General features: G+C 61.9%; 17 protein-coding genes and 1 riboswitch. Of the genes, 11 read left to right on the top strand and 6 right to left on the bottom strand.

Going from position 1 to position 20,432, the window contains the following annotated elements; genetic code table 11:
- Positions 1-25: 25 nt before the first annotated feature.
- The 3 genes from BT199_RS14995 to BT199_RS15005 are packed head-to-tail and all read right to left on the bottom strand — an operon-like array spanning position 26 to position 2,401.
- The gene (locus tag BT199_RS14995; protein ID WP_014716642.1) at positions 26-838 is read right to left on the bottom strand and encodes an aldo/keto reductase; all 813 of its coding nucleotides are present in this window, start codon (positions 836-838) and stop codon (positions 26-28) included.
- Positions 835-2,010, bottom strand: coding sequence for an NAD(P)/FAD-dependent oxidoreductase (locus BT199_RS15000; RefSeq protein WP_072434851.1), 1,176 nt, complete (start codon positions 2,008-2,010; stop codon positions 835-837). Before BT199_RS15000 ends, BT199_RS14995 begins: the two co-directional genes overlap by 4 nt.
- A gap of 55 nt (positions 2,011-2,065) precedes the next feature.
- Complete coding sequence (locus BT199_RS15005) at positions 2,066-2,401, bottom strand: DMT family transporter (protein WP_003188013.1); 336 nt, start codon at positions 2,399-2,401, stop codon at positions 2,066-2,068.
- Positions 2,402-2,504: 103 nt separating this feature from the next.
- On the opposite strand from BT199_RS15005, the gene BT199_RS15010 reads away from it, so the two are divergent.
- Together BT199_RS15010 and waaA are read left to right on the top strand one after the other, a co-directional pair.
- Positions 2,505-3,395, top strand: a complete 891-nt coding sequence (locus BT199_RS15010) for a LysR family transcriptional regulator (RefSeq protein WP_014716644.1) — start codon at positions 2,505-2,507, stop codon at positions 3,393-3,395.
- A 23-nt stretch (positions 3,396-3,418) separates the two neighbouring features.
- The gene (waaA, locus tag BT199_RS15015; protein ID WP_020301640.1) at positions 3,419-4,696 is read left to right on the top strand and encodes a lipid IV(A) 3-deoxy-D-manno-octulosonic acid transferase; all 1,278 of its coding nucleotides are present in this window, start codon (positions 3,419-3,421) and stop codon (positions 4,694-4,696) included.
- 103 nt (positions 4,697-4,799) lie between these two features.
- Here waaA and BT199_RS15025 read toward each other — a convergent pair whose 3' ends face one another.
- Positions 4,800-6,239 (bottom strand): TolC family outer membrane protein, encoded by a 1,440-nt coding sequence (locus BT199_RS15025; RefSeq protein ID WP_014716646.1) that lies wholly within the window; start codon positions 6,237-6,239, stop codon positions 4,800-4,802.
- Positions 6,240-6,435: 196 nt separating this feature from the next.
- Positions 6,436-6,541: riboswitch (TPP riboswitch) on the top strand.
- Positions 6,542-6,690: 149 nt separating this feature from the next.
- Here BT199_RS15025 and thiC point away from each other — a divergent pair.
- The gene (gene thiC, locus BT199_RS15030) at positions 6,691-8,580 is read left to right on the top strand and encodes a phosphomethylpyrimidine synthase ThiC (protein ID WP_014716647.1); all 1,890 of its coding nucleotides are present in this window, start codon (positions 6,691-6,693) and stop codon (positions 8,578-8,580) included.
- 167 nt (positions 8,581-8,747) lie between these two features.
- On the opposite strand, the gene BT199_RS15035 is transcribed toward thiC, so the two are convergent.
- Positions 8,748-9,494 (bottom strand): RsiV family protein, encoded by a 747-nt coding sequence (locus tag BT199_RS15035; protein ID WP_072434853.1) that lies wholly within the window; start codon positions 9,492-9,494, stop codon positions 8,748-8,750.
- Between the two features lie 193 nt (positions 9,495-9,687).
- Here BT199_RS15035 and BT199_RS15040 point away from each other — a divergent pair, with 193 nt between their 5' ends.
- From BT199_RS15040 to BT199_RS15075, 8 genes are all read left to right on the top strand, one after another.
- A complete protein-coding gene (locus BT199_RS15040) occupies positions 9,688-10,305 on the top strand; it encodes an NUDIX domain-containing protein (protein WP_014716649.1) in 618 nt (205 codons plus the stop codon).
- Entirely contained in the window at positions 10,296-10,745 is a 450-nt protein-coding gene (locus tag BT199_RS15045) for a DUF1249 domain-containing protein (RefSeq protein ID WP_003188022.1), read from the top strand. The genes BT199_RS15040 and BT199_RS15045 overlap by 10 nt, the downstream gene beginning before the upstream one ends.
- A gap of 97 nt (positions 10,746-10,842) precedes the next feature.
- Positions 10,843-11,655: a 3',5'-cyclic-AMP phosphodiesterase gene (cpdA, locus tag BT199_RS15050; RefSeq protein ID WP_072434855.1), complete on the top strand. Its 813-nt coding sequence runs from the start codon at positions 10,843-10,845 to the stop codon at positions 11,653-11,655.
- Positions 11,656-11,833: 178 nt separating this feature from the next.
- Positions 11,834-12,442: a YqiA/YcfP family alpha/beta fold hydrolase gene (locus BT199_RS15055; protein WP_014716651.1), complete on the top strand. Its 609-nt coding sequence runs from the start codon at positions 11,834-11,836 to the stop codon at positions 12,440-12,442.
- A 46-nt stretch (positions 12,443-12,488) separates the two neighbouring features.
- Positions 12,489-14,393, top strand: a complete 1,905-nt coding sequence (gene parE, locus BT199_RS15060; RefSeq protein ID WP_003188026.1) for a DNA topoisomerase IV subunit B — start codon at positions 12,489-12,491, stop codon at positions 14,391-14,393.
- Positions 14,393-15,388 (top strand): esterase-like activity of phytase family protein, encoded by a 996-nt coding sequence (locus BT199_RS15065; RefSeq protein ID WP_020301637.1) that lies wholly within the window; start codon positions 14,393-14,395, stop codon positions 15,386-15,388. Before parE ends, BT199_RS15065 begins: the two co-directional genes overlap by 1 nt.
- 70 nt (positions 15,389-15,458) lie before the next feature.
- Positions 15,459-17,723: a DNA topoisomerase IV subunit A gene (parC, locus tag BT199_RS15070; RefSeq protein ID WP_020301636.1), complete on the top strand. Its 2,265-nt coding sequence runs from the start codon at positions 15,459-15,461 to the stop codon at positions 17,721-17,723.
- Between the two features lie 173 nt (positions 17,724-17,896).
- Positions 17,897-18,610, top strand: coding sequence for a PqiC family protein (locus BT199_RS15075; RefSeq protein ID WP_032873461.1), 714 nt, complete (start codon positions 17,897-17,899; stop codon positions 18,608-18,610).
- Between the two features lie 173 nt (positions 18,611-18,783).
- Here the strand turns inward: BT199_RS15075 and BT199_RS15080 are convergent, their stop codons facing one another.
- The gene (locus BT199_RS15080) at positions 18,784-20,316 is read right to left on the bottom strand and encodes a HAMP domain-containing protein (RefSeq protein WP_072434857.1); all 1,533 of its coding nucleotides are present in this window, start codon (positions 20,314-20,316) and stop codon (positions 18,784-18,786) included.
- Between the last annotated feature and the right edge of the window lie 116 nt (positions 20,317-20,432).

Raw genomic sequence — 20,432 nt, forward strand, 5'->3', positions numbered from 1 at the left:
GACGGGGTCGGCCGCGTGGGCGGCATCAGAGTTGACGAATGACCCGGGCAGCAGTTGCTACGTTATGGGCCAGGTGCAGCGGATTAATGGTCCCGACAATAGCACTGGCGACGCCCGTTTGCGCGAACAACAAGGTGAAACTGGCCTGAATTGGATCCATTCCCGGTTCCAGGCATACGTGGCCGCTGGCCAGCGCCTTTTTCACCAGGATGCCCTTGCCGTGGGCGGCCGCATAGTCGATCACGGCCTTCTCAGCCTGTTCGTTGAGGTTGTAGGTGACCATCGCGCAGTCGCCCTGTTCCAGCGCTTTCACGCCGCCCTCGACGGTTTTGCCGGAGAAGCCGAAACCGCGAATCTTGCCGTCTTTCTTCAACTGCGCCAGGGTCTGGTAAACCTCGCAATCGTTGAGGATATGCAAGTCGTTGCCGTCGGAGTGCACCAGCACCAGGTCGATGAAATCCGTTTCAAGTCGTTTCAGACTGCGTTCGATCGACATCCGCGTATGGGCCGCGCTGAAATCGTGATGGGACACGCCATTGGCAAACTCTTCGCCAACCTTGCTGACGATGACCCAGTCCTTGCGCTGGTCACGCAGCAGCGGCCCCAGGCGCTCTTCGCTCATGCCATAGGCCGGTGCGGTGTCGATCAGGTTGATGCCCAGTTCGCGGGCCTGGCGCAACAGCATGCGGGCCTCGTCGTCGCCAGGGATCTGAAAGCCGTTGGGGTATTTCACCCCTTGGTCGCGGCCCAACTTGACGGTGCCCAGGCCCAGGGGCGACACCAGCAGGCCGGTGCTGCCCAGGGGGCGATGCAGGTCGTGCAGGGTTGGCAGGCTCATGGCAACAGGTGCTCCCAGACGGGTTGGCCGATTGCCGGTGCTGGCAGCTCGGGCAGCGGGGTATTGGCGCCTGGGCGGATGCCGTCGCGCTCCAGAGCGTGGAGTACGCGGTCGGCGAAGTCCGGCGCCAGGGCCAGTTTGGTGGGCCAGCCGACCAGCAGGCGGCCGTCTTCGGCAAGGAACGCGTTATCGGGACGGCTCAGCCCCGATTGCAGCGGCTCGGCGCGATCCACCCGCAGGGTGGCCCACTGGGTCTGGCTCATGTCGATCCAGGGCAGCAGTTGCGCCAGCTCTTTCTGCGCGGTGGCGATCTGTTCTTGCGGCGTACGCGCCACACCGTCAGCCTCGGCGATATCACCGCCCATGTACCACACCCAGTTGCCATCCGCGGCCGGGTGGGTGGTCACGGTAATCCGTGGCTTGGTGCCGCCGCCCAGGCAGTGGGCGTACAGCGGCTTGAGGCCGGGGCCTTTGGCGATGATCATGTGCAGCGGGCGTTTTTGCATGGCCGGCTGGCTATGGCCCAGGGCGGCGAGCAAGTCTGCCGTGCCGCCGCCAGCGCTCAGGACTATGCGCTGGGCGCGGATCTCACGGCCATCGACCTTCAAGCCCACCAGGGTGTCACCCTCCAGCAACGGTTCGATGTGCACACCTGCGAGCAGGCTGTCACCAGCCAGTTGCGCCAAGCGATTGATCAGGCTGGGTACGTCCACCACCAGCTCGGCCAGGCGGTAGACCTTGCCTTTGAAGCGACGGTCCTGCAGCGCCAGGGGCAGTTCGTCGCCCTTGACCTGATCGACGCGGCCACGCACGGCCTTGCTGGCGAAAAAGCTGGTGAGGTTGCCGGCAATCGTCCCGGGCGACCACAAGTAATGTGCCTGGGACAGCACGCGCACACCGGACAGGTCCAGCTCGCCGTTGCCGGCCAGGGCTTCACGCCAGCGGCGCGGCATATCGGCAATGGCTTCGGAGGCGCCGGTGAGGGCGCCATGCAGGGCGTATTTCGCACCGCCGTGGATGATGCCCTGGGACTTCAGGCTTTGCCCGCCGCCCAGGGTGGCGCTTTCCACCAGTACCGTGGAAAACCCCTGGCCGCGCAGGCGCGCATTGAGCCAGAGGCCGGCAACCCCGGCGCCGACAATCAGAACGTCGGTGGAAATAACGGATGGCATCGGCGACCTCAGTGTTCAAGACAAGAGGCGCAGTATACAGGCTGTTGAGTGGCGGTCAGTGTCCGGCGGTTTTCGAGAACAGCTGAATCACCACCACGCCCAGCACAATCAGGCCCATCCCCAGCATCGCCGGCACATCCAACTTCTGCCCGTAGATGAACAACGCCGCGATGCTGACCATCACGATGCCCATCCCGGCCCATACCGCGTATGCCACGCCGACCGGCACGGTGCGTACCACTAGGGTCAGCATCCAGAACGCCACGCCGTAACCGACGATCACCAGCAACAACGGAATAGGGGTGCTCCAGCCTTTGATGGCTTTCATGGAAACGGTGGCGATCACTTCCGAGCAGATGGCGATGGCCAAGTAGTAGTAGGCGGCATTCATGGGGCAATCCTCGAGGTGATGCGCATTTGATAAGGTCGGCATTCTAGAGGTTCGCCAGATGGGGTAAAGTCATTACCTATCTGGAATTGAGATGGGTTGAGCCATGAGCGTGCAATGGGATCTGGAGCAGATGCGCCTGTTTGTCAGCGTCGCCGAGCAGCGCTCGTTTTCTGCCGTGGCGCGTGGGCAGCGCAAGGCGCAATCGGCGGTCAGCAGTGGCATTGCCCTGCTGGAGGCTGACTTGGGCGTTGTCCTGTTCGAACGTAGCAGCGGCCGGCAACCGCGCCTGACCGAGGCCGGCAGTGTGTTGTTGGAGGAAGCGCGTGAGGTGCTGCGCCAGTGTGAGCGCCTCACGGGCCGGGCGTTGTCGTTGACCCGCGGCGAGGAAGCCTGCCTGCGCCTGGCTCAGGATGAGGCGATGTTGTTCCAGCCTGTGCTCGACAGCCTGGAGGCGCTGGCCGTGCACTACCCGCTGCTGGAGGTGCAGTTGTCCAGCGCGGCCCAGGGCGATGTGGCGCGCAAGCTGGTGGAGCGCAAGGCGGACCTGGGGCTGTTGTTCTATCACGACCAGATTCCCGAAGCCCTGGAGCGAAGGGTGGTGGGCAGCGTGGAAATGGTCACGGTGTGCGGAGTCAATCACCCGTTGGCCAAGGAGCAGTACGTGACGTGCCAACACCTGGCCCAGTTTCGGCAGTTGCTGATGTCGACCCAGACCAGCGTCTACCCCGGCAGCGAGGCGGCCAGCCCCCTGGTGTGGCGCGCCGACAGCTTCTACGTATTGGCCGAATGGCTGATGAGTGGCCTGGGCTGGGCCTGGCTGCCTCGGCATATCGTGCAATACCCGACCTACCAGCAACAGATGGTCGAATTGGCCAGCGAGTGGACCCCGCCCGCCCTGGTGGTGGAACTGGTGTGGCGCCGCGACGAGCACCTTGGGCCTGCCGCGCGCTTCCTGGCCAAACGTTTTGCCGAGTGCTTGCAGGCGATCGACTGAAAAAGCCGATAAACTCCGCCGCCATGAATAGAACTCTCTACAGCTGTCTGTTTTACCTGGCGCTGCCGTTGGTGGCTTTACGCTTGTGGTTGCGTGCGCGCAAAGCGCCGGCCTATGCCAAGCGGGTGGGCGAGCGGTTTTCCTATGGCTTTCCGGTGATGCGGCCCGGCGGGATCTGGGTGCACGCGGTGTCGGTCGGCGAAAGCATTGCCGCCGCCCCGATGGTTCGCGGCTTGTTGGAGCGTTATCCACAGCTGCCGATTACCGTCACCTGCATGACGCCCACCGGTTCCGAGCGGATCCAGGCGTTGTTCGCCAACGAACCGCGCATCCAGCACTGCTATTTGCCGTACGACTTACCGTGCGCCGCCAAGCGTTTTTTGAACCGCGTCCAGCCCACGCTGGCGGTGATCATGGAAACCGAGCTGTGGCCCAACCATATCCACGCCTGTGCCCAGCGCGGTATCCCGGTGGCGCTGGCCAATGCGCGGTTGTCGGCGCGCTCGGCCAAGGGGTACGCGCGATTTGCCAAGCTGACGGCGCCGATGCTGGCAGAAATGAGCCTGTTCGCCGTACAGACCGAGACCGAGGCCGAACGCTTGCGCAGCCTGGGTGCACGTCCTGAAACCGTGGAAGTGACCGGCTCGATCAAGTTCGACCTGAGCATCGACCCGCAGTTGACGGCCCGCGCCGCTGCCCTGCGTGAACAATGGGGCGCCAGCGAGCGTCCGGTCTGGATCGCCGCCAGTACCCACGAAGGTGAAGACGACGTGGTGCTGGCCGCTCATCGCCAGTTGCTGGCGAACTATCCCAATGCACTGCTGATTCTGGTGCCCCGTCATCAGGAGCGCTTTGGCCCTACGTTTGAGCGCTGCGTGCAGCAAGGGTTTGCCACCGTGCGTCGCTCCAGCGGCGAGCCGGTTACCGAGCACACCTCGGTGCTGCTCGGCGACACCATGGGCGAATTGCTGTTTCTTTACGCCCTGGCCGACAGCGCATTCGTCGGCGGCAGCCTGGTGCCGACCGGCGGGCACAACCCGCTGGAACCGGCGGCGCTGGGTAAACCGGTGATCATGGGCCCGCATGTCTTCAACTTCCTCGACATCACCGCGATGATGCGCGACGCCGGGGCTTTGCGAGAGGTGGACGATGCCGATGGGCTGGCCGAAGCGGTGCGACAGTTGTTTGAGTTGCCCCAGGACGCACGCAAGATGGCGCAGGCGGGGCTCAAGGTGATGCAGGCCAATCAGGGCGCGCTCAAGCGTTTACTGGACGGTTTGGACAAACTGATCAAACACTGACAACACCAACCCAATGTGGGAGCTGGCTTGCCTGCGATAGCATCACCTCGGTGTACCTGATGTACCGAGGTGTCTGCATCGCAGGCAAGCCAGCTCCCACATTTTAATAGCCGGGGCGGGCCTTGAGCTGTTCGGCAGCGGCTTTGGCCAGGTCCGGCGGCAGGAAGTCTTTGTCCGGGTTGTAGTCAGCCTTGAGATAGCGCGCCAGATCTTGCAAATCCCCCGGGTTGAGCGTGCCGGCCGCCTGCTTCAAGCGCAGGTTGTCGAGGATGTAATCGTAGCGGCTGTTGTTGTAGTTGCGCACCGACGCGTACAGCTGGCGCTGTGAGTCCAGCACGTCGACGATGTTGCGCGTGCCCACCTGATAGCCGATTTCCGTGGCTTCCACTGCGCTCTGGTTGGAGATGATCGACTGGCGGCGCGCTTGCACCTGCTCCACATCGGTGTTGACTGCACGGTGCAGATTGCGGGTGTTTTCCACCACTTGGCGGCGCAGGCCTTCACGTTGTTGCTCGGTCTGGTCGAGGCGCGAATAGGATTCGCGCACTTGCGAGCTGGTAAGGCCGCCGCTATAGATCGGGATGTTCAAGCGCAGGCCGACGGTGCGTTGCGACACATCGCCACCGTACGGGATGGGCAACTGATTCGGGTTGCTGAAACCCAGGGCGTCGTTGTCGCCTTTTTCGTATTGCGCAACCGCATCGAGGGTCGGCAAGTGGCCGGCCTTGCGCTGCCGAAGGGTTTCTTCGGCGGCGGTTACCGCGTAATTGCTGGCGAGCAGGTTGAGATTCTGGCGCCCGGCGGTTTCGACCCAGGCCTTGGCGTCGTTCGGCGCCGGCGGCAGCACCGGCAGCGTATGAACGATGCCCTGGATCGAATTGTATTGGCGGTTGGTCAGGGTGATCAGCGCTTCGAAAGCGTCGTCCACCTGGCGCTGGGCCAGGATGCGGTTGGCCCGGGCAGTGTCGTAGCTGGCCTGGGATTGCAGCACATCGGTCTTGTCCGACAGGCCCACATCGAAGCGTTCGTTGGACTGGTCGAGCTGGCGCTTGAAGGCATTTTCTTCGGCTTTGGTCGACGCCAGGTTGTCCTGGGCGCGCAGTACGGCGAAGTAGCTTTCGGCACTTTGCAAAATCAGGTTCTGCTCGGAGGCCGACAGTTGCAGCGAGGCTTGCTCGTTGACCGCTTGGGCGGCTTGCAGCTGGAACCAGCGGTCGGCGCGAAACAGCGGCTGGCTCAGGGTGGCGCGCCAGGAGTGGGCGTCACGGTTGGCCGTGGCGGCCGGTTGATCGATCTGGGTGCGCACGTTATTGCTGTCGGCACCGGCCGACAGATTCGGCAGCAAACCTGCGCGGGCCTGGGGCACCACTTCTTTTTGCGCGCCGTACTGCGCACGGGCAGCGGCCAGGTCGGCGTTGTTGTGCGCCGCTTCCTGATAGACGCTGACCAGGTCGGTGTTGGCGGACAAGGGCGCTTCAGCTGCCCAGACCAGTCCGTTGGTCGCACAAGACACGGCAACAGCCAGTGAGAGTTTGCGCAGCATGAGGCGATCCCTAATTTTAATATTACGACTATAATTTAGCGCTCAAGGCTAAGGCTGGCCATTCCTGGCGTCAAGCCTTGAAGCAGTGCCCGAGTGTAGTGGCCGGACCTGCGCACAACAATCCCACGATCGCGCCATTCATCACGCTGAATGCACCGCTATTGGCAATTTGCCCACGCCATGGTCTAGACTGGCCGCGTTCTTGTCGGGGTGCCTTGTTGGAAGGCTGAGATCGGTAAATACCGGATCCCGTTGAACCTGATCAGGTTAGCGCCTGCGTAGGGAACAAGATTTCTCGTCACCCGGCGAGTCCTCTTGTGCTTCGTCCGGGATGTTGTTCGACAATCGAACAGCCCTCGTGCGCCAAGCACAGCACTGGTTACAGTGCGTCCGTCCGTCACAGGTTCGCTCCGACAAAAATCCACCGCCTGGATAAGTTGGAGAGCCCGTGATGAGTACAAAACTAAAAAATACCGTGCACCTGAGTGAATCGGCCAAGGTCGACTCCGGCTCCGTGCAGCCGTTTACCCGCTCGCAAAAAATCTACGTGCAGGGCTCCCGCCCGGATATTCGCGTGCCGATGCGCGAGATCAGCCTGGACGTCACGCCTACCGATTTCGGCGGCGAAATCAACGCGCCGGTTACCGTCTACGACACCTCAGGCCCCTACACCGACCCGAATGTGATTATCGACGTGCGCAAAGGCCTGGCCGACGTGCGCTCGCCGTGGATAGAAGTACGCGACGACACCGAGCGCCTGCCCGGTCTCACATCGCACTTCGGCCAGCAGCGCTTGAGCGACGCCGAACTGACTGCCCTGCGTTTTGCCCATGTAAAGAACCCGCGCCGCGCCAAGGCCGGTGCCAACGTCACGCAAATGCATTACGCGCGCAAAGGCATCATCACGGCCGAGATGGAATACGTCGCCATCCGCGAAAACATGAAGCTTGAAGAAGCCCGTGCCAGTGGCTTGCTGGATCAGCAGCACGCCGGCCACAGCTTCGGCGCCAGCGTGCCGAAAATCATCACGCCTGAATTCGTACGCGAAGAAATCGCCCGGGGCCGCGCGATCATCCCGGCCAACATCAACCACACCGAGCTGGAACCGATGATCATCGGCCGTAACTTCCTGGTGAAGATCAACGGCAACATTGGCAACAGCGCCCTGGGTTCGTCCATCGAAGAGGAAGTGGCGAAGCTCACCTGGGGCATTCGCTGGGGCTCGGACACGGTGATGGACCTGTCCACCGGTAAACACATCCACGAAACCCGCGAGTGGATCATCCGCAACTCGCCAGTGCCAATCGGGACCGTGCCGATCTACCAGGCCCTGGAAAAAGTCGGGGGCGCCGCCGAAGACCTGACCTGGGAGCTGTTCCGCGACACCTTGATCGAACAGGCCGAGCAGGGCGTCGACTACTTCACCATCCACGCTGGGGTATTGCTGCGGTATGTGCCGCTGACTGCCAAGCGCGTGACCGGCATCGTCTCCCGTGGTGGTTCGATCATGGCCAAGTGGTGCCTGGCCCACCACAAAGAGAACTTCACCTACACGCATTTCGACGAAATCTGCGAAATCATGAAGGCCTATGACGTCAGCTTCTCCCTTGGCGATGGCTTGCGCCCGGGTTCGATTGCCGATGCCAACGACGCCGCGCAATTCGGCGAACTGGAAACCCTGGGCGAACTGACCAAGACCGCCTGGAAGCACGACGTGCAAACCATGATCGAAGGCCCCGGCCATGTGCCGATGCAGTTGATCAAGGAGAACATGGACAAGCAACTGGAGTGCTGCGACGAGGCGCCGTTCTACACCCTAGGCCCGCTGACCACCGACATTGCGCCCGGCTATGATCACATCACTTCGGGTATCGGCGCGGCAATGATCGGCTGGTTCGGTTGTGCCATGCTCTGCTACGTCACGCCCAAGGAGCACCTGGGCTTGCCGAACAAGGATGACGTGAAGACCGGGATCATTACCTACAAGATCGCGGCCCACGCGGCCGACCTCGCCAAAGGCCACCCCGGCGCGCAGATTCGCGATAACGCCTTGAGCAAGGCGCGCTTCGAGTTCCGCTGGGAAGACCAGTTCAACCTCGGCCTGGACCCGGATACCGCACGTTCATATCACGATGAAACCTTGCCGAAGGATTCGGCCAAGGTCGCGCATTTCTGTTCGATGTGCGGGCCTAAGTTCTGTTCGATGAAAATCACCCAGGAAGTGCGTGAGTACGCGGCCAACCAGCGCATCGATGCGGTGGATGTGGATGTGGCCAAGGGCTTGGCCGAGCAGGCTGAGCGGTTCAAGCAGGAAGGTAGCCAGCTCTACAAGAAGGTCTGATCCATAGGCGGCGGTGCCTGCACCGCCGTCATCGCGGGCAAGCCCGGCTCCCACAGTTGGCCTAAGTGGACACAGATTTTGTGTTCACAGCCGGTCCCCTGTGGGAGTCGGGCTTGCCCGCGATAGCGATCCGACAAACACCCACTCTCCCCTGCAATAACAACCGATCAGCGGCGTGCCGGCATCAGCTCAGGCTTGATCACGCCGGTGAGGCGCGTATAGGGCAGGGTGATTTCGATCAGCCCCTGTGCGTAAGGGGCGATGGTGCTGACGTTGTACTTGAGCACCACGCCGCCGCTGGTCAGGGCCACGTTCGGGGTTTTCTGAAACGGCCAGCTCTTCACGAACTCCGGATCGCGATCCATCTTGGTGCTGATCAACCAGCTGTTGTGGGCAACTTTAGCGGTATTCCAGAACGCCTGCTCCTGGCCGGGCAGCAGCATGTCGGCCAGGGTCAGTTCCTTATGCAGAATCCGTGAATAGTTGATAAACCCGCGGCCTGGCTCGCCGTGGGCGACGCCGGTGTCCAGGTAGCTGGACACTTCAACGATCACCAGTCCGTCATGCTGGTCACGTACCTTGGCTTGCAAGTACATGCCGTGGCGGTCAGGCGACTCACGCAGGAAGGTGTTCCGGTAGGCGGTCAGGCTCGCCGGTACGCTGGCGCCAGGCGTGGTGCGGGTCATTTGCAGCAAACGCTGTTCCACCAGGCTGTCGAGTTGTGGCTCGGTGGGGAAATGCACGGTGTCGATGTTCACCAGCGGGCAGGCCGGGCTATCACAGCCGGGCTTGATCTGCTCCGATTTGTCGGTAGTAACGTCCAGCGGCTTGAGATAGGCAGGTTGGAACAGGCTCTGGCAAGCACCCAGGGTCAAGGCAATACAGGCCATGGAGGCGATTTTTAAAAGCGACATGTGTGTCCTTCGTAAATCGATGGAAAGCGAAAAGAGTAGCGCTTGGACTGCCAACGTGGCCGCCAGTTCGCCACTAAACTGATTGCAGTGAGTTTGACGCTCGCCGCCTCTCCCGGCAACCGCAAAGGGGCTGCATCAACGGGCGTCGGCGCGTTAGGATGGCGCCCATTGCATGAGCTTAACGAGGGACACCATGACGGACATCGCGAAGTCGACGCCGAACAAAATCGAGATTGTTCAGCGTGACAATGCCTATAAAGGCTTCTACAAGCTCGATCGCCTGCAACTGCGCCACGAAAAATTCGACGGCGGCATGAGTCGGGTGATCAACCGCGAGGTGTTCGTGCGTCATGACGCCGTATGCGTGCTGCCCTACGACCCGCTGCGCGATGAGGTGGTGCTGATCGAACAGTTCCGCGTCGGCGCCATGGGCCGCGCCGATAACCCCTGGCTGGTGGAGATGGTCGCCGGCCTGATTGACAAGGATGAGCAACCCGAGGAGGTTGCACACCGCGAGGCCGAGGAGGAAGCTGGGCTGACATTCTCCGCGCTGTGGCCGATCACCAAGTATTTCCCATCGCCGGGCGGCAGTACCGAATTTGTCCACCTGTACCTGGGCCGTTGCGACAGCTCGGGCGCGGGTGGCGTCCATGGATTGGAAGAAGAAGCAGAAGATATCCGCGTCACCGCCTGGGCATTCGAAGATGCCTTGCAGGCGGTGCGCGACGGCAAGATTTCCAACGCAGCCAGCATTATCGCCCTGCAATGGCTTGCGCTTAATCGCGCGGAAGTGAGGGGGTTATGGCAGTAAAGGCACGGGAACGTTATCGAGTAGACCTGATCGGGCTGCAAGCGGCCTGCGAGGCCAACTATGCGCGGCTGATGCGCCTGCTCCCGGACATGCGCCACGCCCCCCAGGCGCGGCGCATTGCTGTCACCCATGGCGACCAGATGCTCGGCGTGCTGACCCTGGAAGTCATTCTCACCTGCCCGTACACCACCACCCTGCGGGTGCGCCAGGAACACAGCCTGCCGTGGTTGCCGGTGCCGCAACTGGAAGTACAGGTCTACCACGACGCCCGTATGGCCGAAGTGATCAGCGCCGAGCACGCACGACGCTTTCGCAGCATCTATCCTTACCCGAATGTGTTCATGCACCAGCCCGATGAGAAAGCACAGCTCAATGTGTTCCTCGGTGAATGGCTCAGCCACTGCCTGGCCTTGGGCCATGAGTTTGAAGTGGTGCGGTAGAGGTGAACTGCGTCTGCTTCCTTGGGTTTCCTCTTTGTGTCCTGCCCCAGCATAATCGCGCCAAATGTCCATTCCTGTAGTTGCCAGGGAGAGCGCCTTGCCGAGCGTATCCGCCGTGAATCCTGATGCCGTGTTGCTGGTGCAGTTGTCCGACAGCCATCTGTTTGCCGACGCTGACGCCACGCTGCTGGGCATGAACACCCGTGAAAGCCTGCAGCGGGTGGTCGAGCTGGTGCGTGCGCAACAGCCGGCCATCGACCTGATACTGGCGACCGGCGACTTGTCCCAGGACGGCACGCTGGCGTCCTATCAACAGTTTCGCGATTTGACCGCTCCCCTTGGCGCCCCGGCGCGCTGGATTCCCGGCAACCACGACGAACCGCAGGTCATGGCCCAGGCTGCCATGCACAGTGATTTGCTCGAACCGGTGGTGGATATCGGCAACTGGCGTATCACCCTGCTGGATTCGGCGGTACCCGGGTCGGTGCCGGGTTACTTGCAAGACGAGCAACTGCAACGGCTGGCGCAGGCCTTGAGCGAAGCGCCGGATCGCCATCACCTGGTGTGTTTCCACCATCATCCGGTGCCCATCGGCAGTGCATGGATGGAGCCGATTGGCCTGCGCAACCCCGAGGCTCTGTTTGCCGTGCTTGAGCGCTTCCCGCAGACAAAGGCATTGCTTTGGGGCCATGTGCATCAGGAAATCGACGGCGAGCGCAACGGTGTGCGACTGCTGGCTTCGCCGTCCACCTGTATCCAGTTTGCGCCAGGGAGTGAGGATTTCCAGGTCAGCGAGCAGGCACCGGGTTATCGCTGGTTGCGCTTGCATGGCGACGGACGGTTGGAAACGGGGGTGGAGCGGGTCAAAGGCTTCGCTTTTACGGTCGATTACGGCAGCAACGGCTATTAAGGCCTGCAAACACTGATCAAAAGGTGGGAGCTGGCTTGCCTGCGATGACGGTGTACCTGGCGCTGGCTCGTTGACTCAATCGCCGCCATCGCAGGCAAGCCAGCTCCTACATTGGGTCCGCTTCTGCCTGCATTCCCTGTAAACTGCGCCTCTTTGGCCCCAGCACGGAGAGCCCGGCATGTCCGCTTCGATCCTGTATATCCACGGCTTCAACAGTGCGCCGGCTTCCAACAAGGCCAGCCAGTTGACCACCGTGATGGGCACCCTTGGCCTGTCCGACCAGTTACGCGTACCGGCGCTGCATCACCACCCTCGTCAGGCAATTCTTCAATTGGAGCAAGCGATTGCGCAACTGGGCCGGCCACTGCTGGTCGGCAGCTCACTCGGCGGCTACTATGCAACCCATCTTGCCGAACGCCATGGTCTCAAGGCGTTGCTGGTCAACCCGGCGGTCAGTCCCCATCGGATGTTCGACGGTTACCTGGGCACCCAGAAGAACCTCTACACCGATGAGACCTGGGAGTTGACACAGGACCACGTCACGGCCTTGGCCGAGCTGGAAGTACCGGCGCCCCAGGATGCCGCGCGTTATCAGGTGTGGTTGCAGACCGGGGACGAAACCCTGGATTATCGCCTGGCCCAACAGTATTACCGGGCCTGCGCCTTGCGCATCCAGGCCGGTGGCGACCATGGTTACCAGGGGTTCGCCCAGCAATTGCCGGCACTGTTGTGCTTTGCCGGCATTGGCGCAGATCAGTTTCAATCCTTCGATTTTTCGTCACTGTAGAAAATCGCAGGTCACTTTTTAATCGAACGACTCACGACGAGACCCCATGGCCACTCCCAGCGCTAGCTCTTATAACGCCGACGCCATCGAAGTCCTCTCGGGCCTCGACCCGGTGCGCAAACGCCCCGGCATGTACACCGACACCAGTCGGCCGAACCACCTTGCCCAGGAAGTCATCGACAACAGCGTCGACGAAGCCTTGGCCGGGCACGCCAAGTCGGTGCAAGTCATCCTTCACGCCGACCATTCCCTGGAAGTGTCCGACGACGGTCGTGGCATGCCGGTGGACATTCACCCCGAAGAGGGTGTGCCGGGCGTCGAGCTGATCCTTACCAAGCTGCATGCCGGCGGCAAGTTCTCCAACAAGAACTACCAGTTCTCCGGCGGTTTGCACGGCGTGGGTATTTCCGTGGTCAACGCGCTGTCGACCCTGGTGCGGGTCAAGGTCAAGCGCGATGGCAACGAGTACCAGATGACTTTCGCCGATGGCTACAAAGCCACCGACCTGGAAGTGATCGGCACCGTGGGCAAGCGCAACACCGGCACCAGCGTGTACTTTGCGCCGGACCCCAAGTATTTCGATTCGCCCAAATTCTCCATCAGCCGCCTCAAGCACGTGCTCAAGGCCAAGGCCGTGCTGTGCCCGGGGCTGCTGGTCAGCTTTGAAGACAAAGGCACCGGCGAGAAGGTCGAATGGCACTACGAAGACGGCCTGCGCTCTTACCTGGAAGACTCGGTCAGCGACTTCGAGCGCCTGCCCAACGAGCCGTTCTGCGGCAGCCTGTCGGGTAATAAAGAAGCGGTGGACTGGGCGCTGCTGTGGTTGCCCGAAGGTGGCGACAGCGTGCAGGAAAGCTACGTCAACCTGATCCCCACGGCCCAGGGCGGCACCCACGTCAACGGTTTGCGCCAAGGCTTGCTGGATGCCATGCGTGAGTTCTGCGAATACCGCAGCCTGTTGCCGCGCGGCGTCAAACTGGCGCCGGAAGACGTGTGGGAGCGCATCGCGTTCGTGCTGTCGATGAAGATGCAGGAACCGCAATTCTCCGGGCAGACCAAGGAGCGCCTGTCGTCCCGCGAGGCAGCGGCGTTTGTCTCTGGCGTGGTCAAGGACGCCTTCAGCCTGTGGCTCAACGAGCATCCCGAGCTGGGCCTGGCCCTGGCGGAGCTGGCGATCAACAACGCCGGCCGGCGCTTGAAGGCGAGCAAAAAGGTCGAGCGCAAGCGCATCACCCAGGGCCCGGCACTGCCGGGCAAACTGGCCGATTGCGCCGGGCAAGACCCGATGCGTTCCGAGCTGTTCCTGGTGGAAGGTGACTCCGCCGGCGGTTCCGCCAAGCAAGCGCGGGACAAGGAGTTCCAGGCGATCCTGCCGTTGCGCGGCAAGATCCTCAACACCTGGGAAGTCGATGGCAGCGAAGTGCTGGCCAGCCAGGAAGTGCATAACATCGCGGTCGCCATCGGCGTCGATCCGGGCGCGGCAGACATGAGCCAGTTGCGCTACGGCAAGATCTGTATCCTCGCCGACGCCGACTCTGACGGCCTGCACATTGCTACCTTGCTGTGCGCGTTGTTCGTCCAGCATTTCCGCCCGTTGGTGGATGCCGGTCACGTCTACGTCGCCATGCCGCCGCTGTACCGCATCGACCTGGGCAAGGAAATTTTCTACGCCCTGGACGAAGCCGAGCGCGATGGCATCCTTGACCGCCTGGTGGCCGAGAAGAAACGCGGCAAGCCACAGGTCACGCGATTCAAGGGCCTGGGTGAAATGAACCCGCCGCAACTGCGCGAAACCACCATGGACCCGAACACCCGGCGCCTGGTGCAGTTGACCCTGGAAGACTTCGCCGCCACCTCGGAAATGATGGACATGCTGCTGGCGAAGAAACGCGCCGGCGACCGCAAGACCTGGCTTGAATCCAAAGGCAACCTGGCTGAGGTACTGGGCTGATGCGCACAGGCGTCGCCCTGGCGATCCTGATGTTGAGCGGGCTGGCGGTCACCCAGGTGGCCGCAGCCAGCGTGGCAGAGCTCAAACTGGTCTCGGAACACCCGGTTGACGGCATGCGCGGTGGGAACCTGTCGGGCCTGGCGTTGTGTGGCAACGAGCTGTGGACGGTTTCGGACCGCGATGACGACCAGATCTACCGCCTGGATACCCGTGCGCCGACCTGGAGCGCGCAAGCGCTGACGATCGACGTGCCGCCCGTGCCCGAGTCCGGCCTGCCTTGGGGCTTGCGTTCGCGCACCAAGGCCGCTTCGTTCATACGTGGTGGTGACCTGGACTTTGAAGGCATCAGTTGTGATGCCGCAGGCAACCGCTACATTGTCAGCGAAGCCCATGCCGCGGTGTTGCAGGTACCCGCAACGGGCGCACCCGAGTGGTTGAAAATCGCGCCGGGCATGGTGCGTGAAGCCAGGGCCAGTGGCATGTTGCTGCACTTTAATGCCTTGTTCGAAGGCCTGGCGGTAAACCCTGAAGGCAATCAGATCTGGCTGGCTGCCGAGCGCGAACGCCGTGGCCTGGTCTCGATCAAGCGTGGGCAGAGCGTATGGGATTGCGATGGCCGTTGTGTATTGTTGAGCGAGGCCGGCCAGGAAGTGCAACCGGCGCAGTTCCCCAACGCCAAGGCCGTGTCCAAGGACTTTGCTGACCTGTCGCTGTTCAACGGCAAGCTGTTTACCCTGGAGCGCAATGCGTTTCAGATCTGCCGGCGCGACCCGCTCACGGCCAAGGTTGAGCTGTGCTGGTCGTTTGCCGACGAAGCCCTGACGCCGCAGCGACGTTACCCGCAGTCGTATGGCCTGGCTGAAGCCCTGTTGGTGGATGCCGACGGTGCCTGGGTCGGGATCGACAACAATTTCGGCCCGCGTGCCGATGGTGAAAAACGTCCGATGGTCTATCGTTTTGCCGCTCCGGATGGCGGCTGGAGTGCCCAGCCATGAGTCGAGATTTTTTTGAATTGAATCAGCGCAGCGGCAGTTCCGCTGCGCCTTACCCCATGATGAGGCCCGCATGAGTGACATCCTCGCAGACAGCTTAGATGGCGTAGAACGCCGGTCGCTGGCTGAATTCACCGAAAATGCCTACCTCAACTACTCCATGTACGTGATCATGGACCGTGCCTTGCCGCATATCGGCGACGGCCTGAAGCCCGTGCAACGGCGCATCATCTACGCCATGAGTGAGTTGGGCCTGGACGCTGATTCCAAGCACAAGAAATCGGCGCGTACTGTCGGTGACGTGCTGGGTAAATTCCACCCCCACGGTGATTCGGCGTGCTATGAAGCCATGGTGCTGATGGCCCAGCCGTTCAGCTACCGCTATACCCTGGTGGACGGGCAGGGTAACTGGGGTGCACCGGATGACCCCAAATCCTTCGCCGCCATGCGTTACACCGAGGCGCGGCTGTCGCGTTATTCCGAAGTGCTGCTCAGCGAGCTGGGCCAGGGCACTGCCGACTGGGGGCCGAACTTTGACGGCACCCTCGACGAACCCCTGGTGTTGCCGGCGCGTTTGCCGAATATCCTGCTCAACGGCACCACCGGTATTGCGGTCGGCATGGCCACCGATGTGCCGCCGCACAACCTGCGCGAAGTCGCCACTGCCTGCGTGCGTTTGCTGGATGAGCCCAAGGCTACGGTCGAGCAGCTGTGCGAGCATATCCAGGGCCCGGATTACCCGACCGAAGCAGAAATCATCACGCCGCGCGCGGACCTGCTGAAGATGTACGAAACGGGCAAGGGCTCGGTGCGTATGCGCGCGGTGTACCACATCGAGGACGGCGACATTATTGTGACCGCGCTGCCGCACCAGGTATCGGGTGCCAAGGTGCTGGAGCAGATCGCCGCGTTGATGCAGGCCAAGCCGTCGAAATTGCCACAAGTGGCCGACCTGCGTGACGAGTCCGACCATGAGAACCCATGCCGCATCGTGATCATCCCGACCAACAGCCGGGTGGATCATGAAGTGCTGATGCAGCACTTGTTTGCCAGCACCGACCTGGAGTCCAGCTACCGGGTCAACGTCAATATCATCGGCCTGGACGGCAAGCCGCAGTTGAAGAACCTGCGCAATCTGCTGGTGGAATGGCTGGAATTCCGCGTGCAGACCGTGCGTCGCCGCCTGCAATTTCGCCTCGACAAGGTCGAGCGCCGCTTGCACCTGTTGGACGGCTTGCTGATCGCCTACCTCAACCTGGATGAAGTGATCCATATCATCCGTACCGCCGAGCATCCGAAGGCCGAGCTGATCGCGCGTTTCGAGCTGAGCGAAATCCAGGCGGACTACATTCTTGACACCCGCTTGCGCCAGTTGGCACGCCTGGAAGAAATGAAGCTGCGCGACGAGCAGGATGCCCTGCTCAAGGAACAAGCCAAGCTGCAAGCCCTGCTGGGCAGCGAAGCCAAGCTCAAGAAGCTGGTGCGCAGCGAACTGATCAAAGACGCCGAAACCTATGGCGATGACCGTCGCTCGCCTATCGTCGAGCGCGCTGAAGCCAAGGCGCTGACCGAAACCGAGCTGTTGCCCAACGAGAAAATTACCGTCGTTCTGTCGGAAAAGGGTTGGGTTCGCTCCGCCAAAGGGCATGATATTGACGCCACCGGCCTTTCGTACAAAGCCGGTGATGGCTTCAAGACCGCTGCCGCCGGGCGTTCCAATCAATTCGCGGTGTTTATCGACTCGACCGGGCGCAGTTATTCGGTGCCGGCCCACACCCTGCCGTCTGCACGGGGGCAGGGCGAGCCGTTGACCGGGCGCCTCACGCCGCCACCGGGGGCGAATTTCGAGTGCGTGCTGTTGCCGGACGATGATTCGCTGTATGTCATCGCCTCCGACGCCGGTTACGGTTTCGTGGTCAAGGGTGAAGACCTGCAGGCCAAGAACAAGGCGGGCAAGGCGCTGTTGAGCCTGCCGAACAATGCCAAGGTGATCCTGCCAAGGCCGGTGGAGGATCGGGAGAGTAACTGGCTGGCGTCGGTGACCACCGAAGGGCGCTTGCTGGTGTTCAAGATCAGCGACTTGCCGCAGCTGGGCAAGGGTAAAGGCAACAAGATCATCGGGATTCCCGGTGACCGGGTGGCCAGTCGCGAGGAGTATGTGACTGACATCGCCGTGGTCCCGGAAGGTTCTACCCTGGTGCTCCAGGCCGGCAAGCGCACGTTGTCATTGCGCCCTGACGACCTTGAACACTACAAGGGTGAGCGTGGCCGGCGAGGTAACAAACTGCCACGAGGCTTCCAGCGAGTGGATGCCTTGCTGGTCGAAACGCCGGTTTAAGCGGTACTAGAGGCCTCGATCTACGATTTAACGCGTAGATCGATGCTTTCGCGCTGGAGTCATGGCGCATATTCACGGATGATATGGCCTTTCCAGCGCCGGCGTGGCCGAGCGTGTTCAGGTTATTTTTAGTATTACATTGTGGTTCGCCTTGTGGCAGCCACTTGGATGGGATGATGACTGCTCCACGCCTTCCTCTATTTTTGATGCTCGCTGGCCTTTTGGGGTTGGCGGGTTGCAGCACACATCAACCGGTGTCGCTGTACCAGCTGGACAGCGGAAGTCCGGCTCAGCCAGCCCAAACCGCTGGCATGGCCGTATTGCTGGGGCCGGTAGTGGTTGCCGATTACCTGCAACGCGAAACCCTGCTTCAACGTCAGAACGACGGCAGCCTGCAAGGTTCCACAGATGGTCGTTGGGCCGGTAGCCTGTCGTCGGATATCAACCAGTTGATGTTGCGTCAGGTCGCCGGCCAGCTGGACAGCCAGCGTGTGGTCCTGGCACCGGGACCCTCCGGGTTCACCCCGGATGTACAGGTGTTGCTGACCATTACGCGGCTGGATTCCGGCAAGTCGCAACCGGCGATCCTGGATGCACAGTGGCGCCTGATCGACCGTCGCGGGCAGGTGCGGGACAACCGCATTGTGCATCTGCAGGAAGAGCACGCCGGCACCACTGCGTCCCAGGTCCAGGCCCAGGGTGTGCTGTTGCAGCACTTGGCACAGCAGTTGTCGGTGGCGCTCAAACCATTGGCCAACCAGCCGCCGATTGCCGAAGCGCAACCGCGTAAGCAGGCCCCCGCCCAGGCCAAGCCTGCGGCCCCGGAAAAACCGAAGATGCCGATGGCCACGCCGATTCGTACGGATTTGGAAGTGTTCAGATTCTGATCTGAATGGCGCACAAACAAAAGGCCCGCTGAATAAGCGGGCCTTTTTATTGGGCTGCTCTGTAGGAGCGAGCTTGCTCGCGAAAAGCGTCAACGATAACGCGTGCTTTCTGAATAAACGCGGCGTCTGTGAGTTTTTCGCGAGCAAGCTCGCTCCTACAAAAGGCCTTAGCCTCAGGGCTTACGGGTCTCGTGCATCCGCGCCAACTGTCGCTCCAGCATCGACGGATACGGCTCCATCAATCGCTCCACACAGCTGGCCCCCTCAGGGCTGGCAATCGGGCGGATACGCGCGCGTTGGCGGATCAGTGTGTCTTCGCTGATCTTGCGCTCCACCAACAGCAGGTTGCGGCTGTGCTGGGACAGGGCCAGGGCATCCTGGGCGATTTCGGTCAGCAGCAGGTCGATCTGGCTCATGCCAAACAGGTCGTCACCCACGGTTAGGCCCAGCTGCAGTTGCAGGGTAATGCCGCTGTCGGCCACTTCGATCTGCAGGGCGTGGCCCAGGGCGCGCAACAGCTCGCCGCAGCAGATGGCATTGGTCAGGTAGTCCTCGCCGCTGTCTTCGCTGTGGAACAGCATCAGCGTGCTGCCATCGTTCAGGGTGTGCAGTTCGCTCTGGTAGAGCGAAGCGGCCTGGTCGAGGCAGTCACGGTAGCGTTCGAGCAGTTCGGTCAGGCGGGCGCGGGGCAGGCGGCGCAGTTGCTCCTGGGCACCCAGTTGCACGGCGAGTACAGCACTGTGCTGTGGCTCGGCGTTCTTGACCGCAACCGGTTTGGGCGCAGCGACTGGGGCGGCTGCCGAGGTGTCGCGCAGGTCGGCGAACGGGTCTTCGTCGTCCAGCTCGTCTTCCTCAGCCTTGATCACATGGCGCGGCGCAGGCTTGAGGCCGGCCACCGGGGCGCTTTCGTCGAAGCCTGGGTCGCGCAGGTCGCGCACTTCAAACTCAGGCTCGTCGTTGTAGTCCTCGGTGTCGTCGTACTCAGGCTCAGGCTCGACTTCAGGCGCTTTCGGCTCCGGGGCAAAGCTGGTGTGGAGCTGGCGCGCGAGGTCGCCGATTTCGTCCTGGCGATCGGTGGCCGGGGTGTGTTCGTCGATATCCCGCAGCCAGATGCGCAGTTGCATCAACGGCGTGGAGATATGCCGACCAAGGCGCAGGCTCAAGGCCAGGGCCAAGGCCAGCAGGATCGCGCTCAGGATGCCCATGCTTTGCAGGCTGATGGTCATCGGCTGCTGGAACTGTTGCATATCAAGGCTGATACGCAGTTGGCCGGCCTTCACGTCCTGGAACGTGATATTGCTCTGATACAGGCCCTCGGCCTCACCGAGCAGGCCGTTTTTCGGGCGCTGCCCGGCCTCGGCCATGATCCGGTTGTCCACGCTATAGATGGCGGCGTGGGCCACCAGCGGGTTCTTGGTCAGGTTGTTGAGCAATACGTTGAGGCTGAGGATGTCGTTGGACACCAGCAACTCAGTCGCCGAAGTGGCAGTCTGGGTTGTCAGGCTCGCGCCCAGGGCGTCAGCTTGCTCGTGCATGGCCTGCTTGAACTGCAAACCCATCACGCAGGCGTAGATCACCAGGGCCAGAGCGACCAGGATCACGTTATGGCTGGCGATGCGCAATGCAATCGGTACACGGCGATGGCGCAGTGCCCGGAAGATCAGCAGGAAGAAGTTATCGGTTTTTACTGGCGTGGGCCGGTTCACTTGCGCTCGGCTCTTGGTCCGTGAAGTTGACGCGCAGTATAGCGACAGGCCCCTGGCCGGCAAAGCGCTGCCTGTGCCCGATGGTCACTGAAAGTGGGTAGAATGCGGTTTTTTTC

The sequence above is a fragment of the Pseudomonas sp. NFR02 genome (assembly GCF_900119375.1).
In the GTDB taxonomy this organism is placed as follows: domain Bacteria; phylum Pseudomonadota; class Gammaproteobacteria; order Pseudomonadales; family Pseudomonadaceae; genus Aquipseudomonas; species Aquipseudomonas paracarnis.

Bases quoted from the DNA above. Each gene is read 5' to 3' on its own strand.
- BT199_RS14995 (WP_014716642.1), bottom strand. From the start codon at position 838: ATGAGCCTGCCAACCCTGCACGACCTGCATCGCCCCCTGGGCAGCACC.
- BT199_RS15000 (WP_072434851.1), bottom strand. From the start codon at position 2,010: ATGCCATCCGTTATTTCCACCGACGTTCTGATTGTCGGCGCCGGGGTT.
- BT199_RS15005 (WP_003188013.1), bottom strand. From the start codon at position 2,401: ATGAATGCCGCCTACTACTACTTGGCCATCGCCATCTGCTCGGAAGTG.
- BT199_RS15010 (WP_014716644.1), top strand. From the start codon at position 2,505: ATGAGCGTGCAATGGGATCTGGAGCAGATGCGCCTGTTTGTCAGCGTC.
- waaA (WP_020301640.1), top strand. From the start codon at position 3,419: ATGAATAGAACTCTCTACAGCTGTCTGTTTTACCTGGCGCTGCCGTTG.
- BT199_RS15025 (WP_014716646.1), bottom strand. From the start codon at position 6,239: ATGCTGCGCAAACTCTCACTGGCTGTTGCCGTGTCTTGTGCGACCAAC.
- thiC (WP_014716647.1), top strand. From the start codon at position 6,691: ATGAGTACAAAACTAAAAAATACCGTGCACCTGAGTGAATCGGCCAAG.
- BT199_RS15035 (WP_072434853.1), bottom strand. From the start codon at position 9,494: ATGTCGCTTTTAAAAATCGCCTCCATGGCCTGTATTGCCTTGACCCTG.
- BT199_RS15040 (WP_014716649.1), top strand. From the start codon at position 9,688: ATGACGGACATCGCGAAGTCGACGCCGAACAAAATCGAGATTGTTCAG.
- BT199_RS15045 (WP_003188022.1), top strand. From the start codon at position 10,296: ATGGCAGTAAAGGCACGGGAACGTTATCGAGTAGACCTGATCGGGCTG.
- BT199_RS15055 (WP_014716651.1), top strand. From the start codon at position 11,834: ATGTCCGCTTCGATCCTGTATATCCACGGCTTCAACAGTGCGCCGGCT.
- parE (WP_003188026.1), top strand. From the start codon at position 12,489: ATGGCCACTCCCAGCGCTAGCTCTTATAACGCCGACGCCATCGAAGTC.
- BT199_RS15065 (WP_020301637.1), top strand. From the start codon at position 14,393: ATGCGCACAGGCGTCGCCCTGGCGATCCTGATGTTGAGCGGGCTGGCG.
- parC (WP_020301636.1), top strand. From the start codon at position 15,459: ATGAGTGACATCCTCGCAGACAGCTTAGATGGCGTAGAACGCCGGTCG.
- BT199_RS15075 (WP_032873461.1), top strand. From the start codon at position 17,897: ATGATGACTGCTCCACGCCTTCCTCTATTTTTGATGCTCGCTGGCCTT.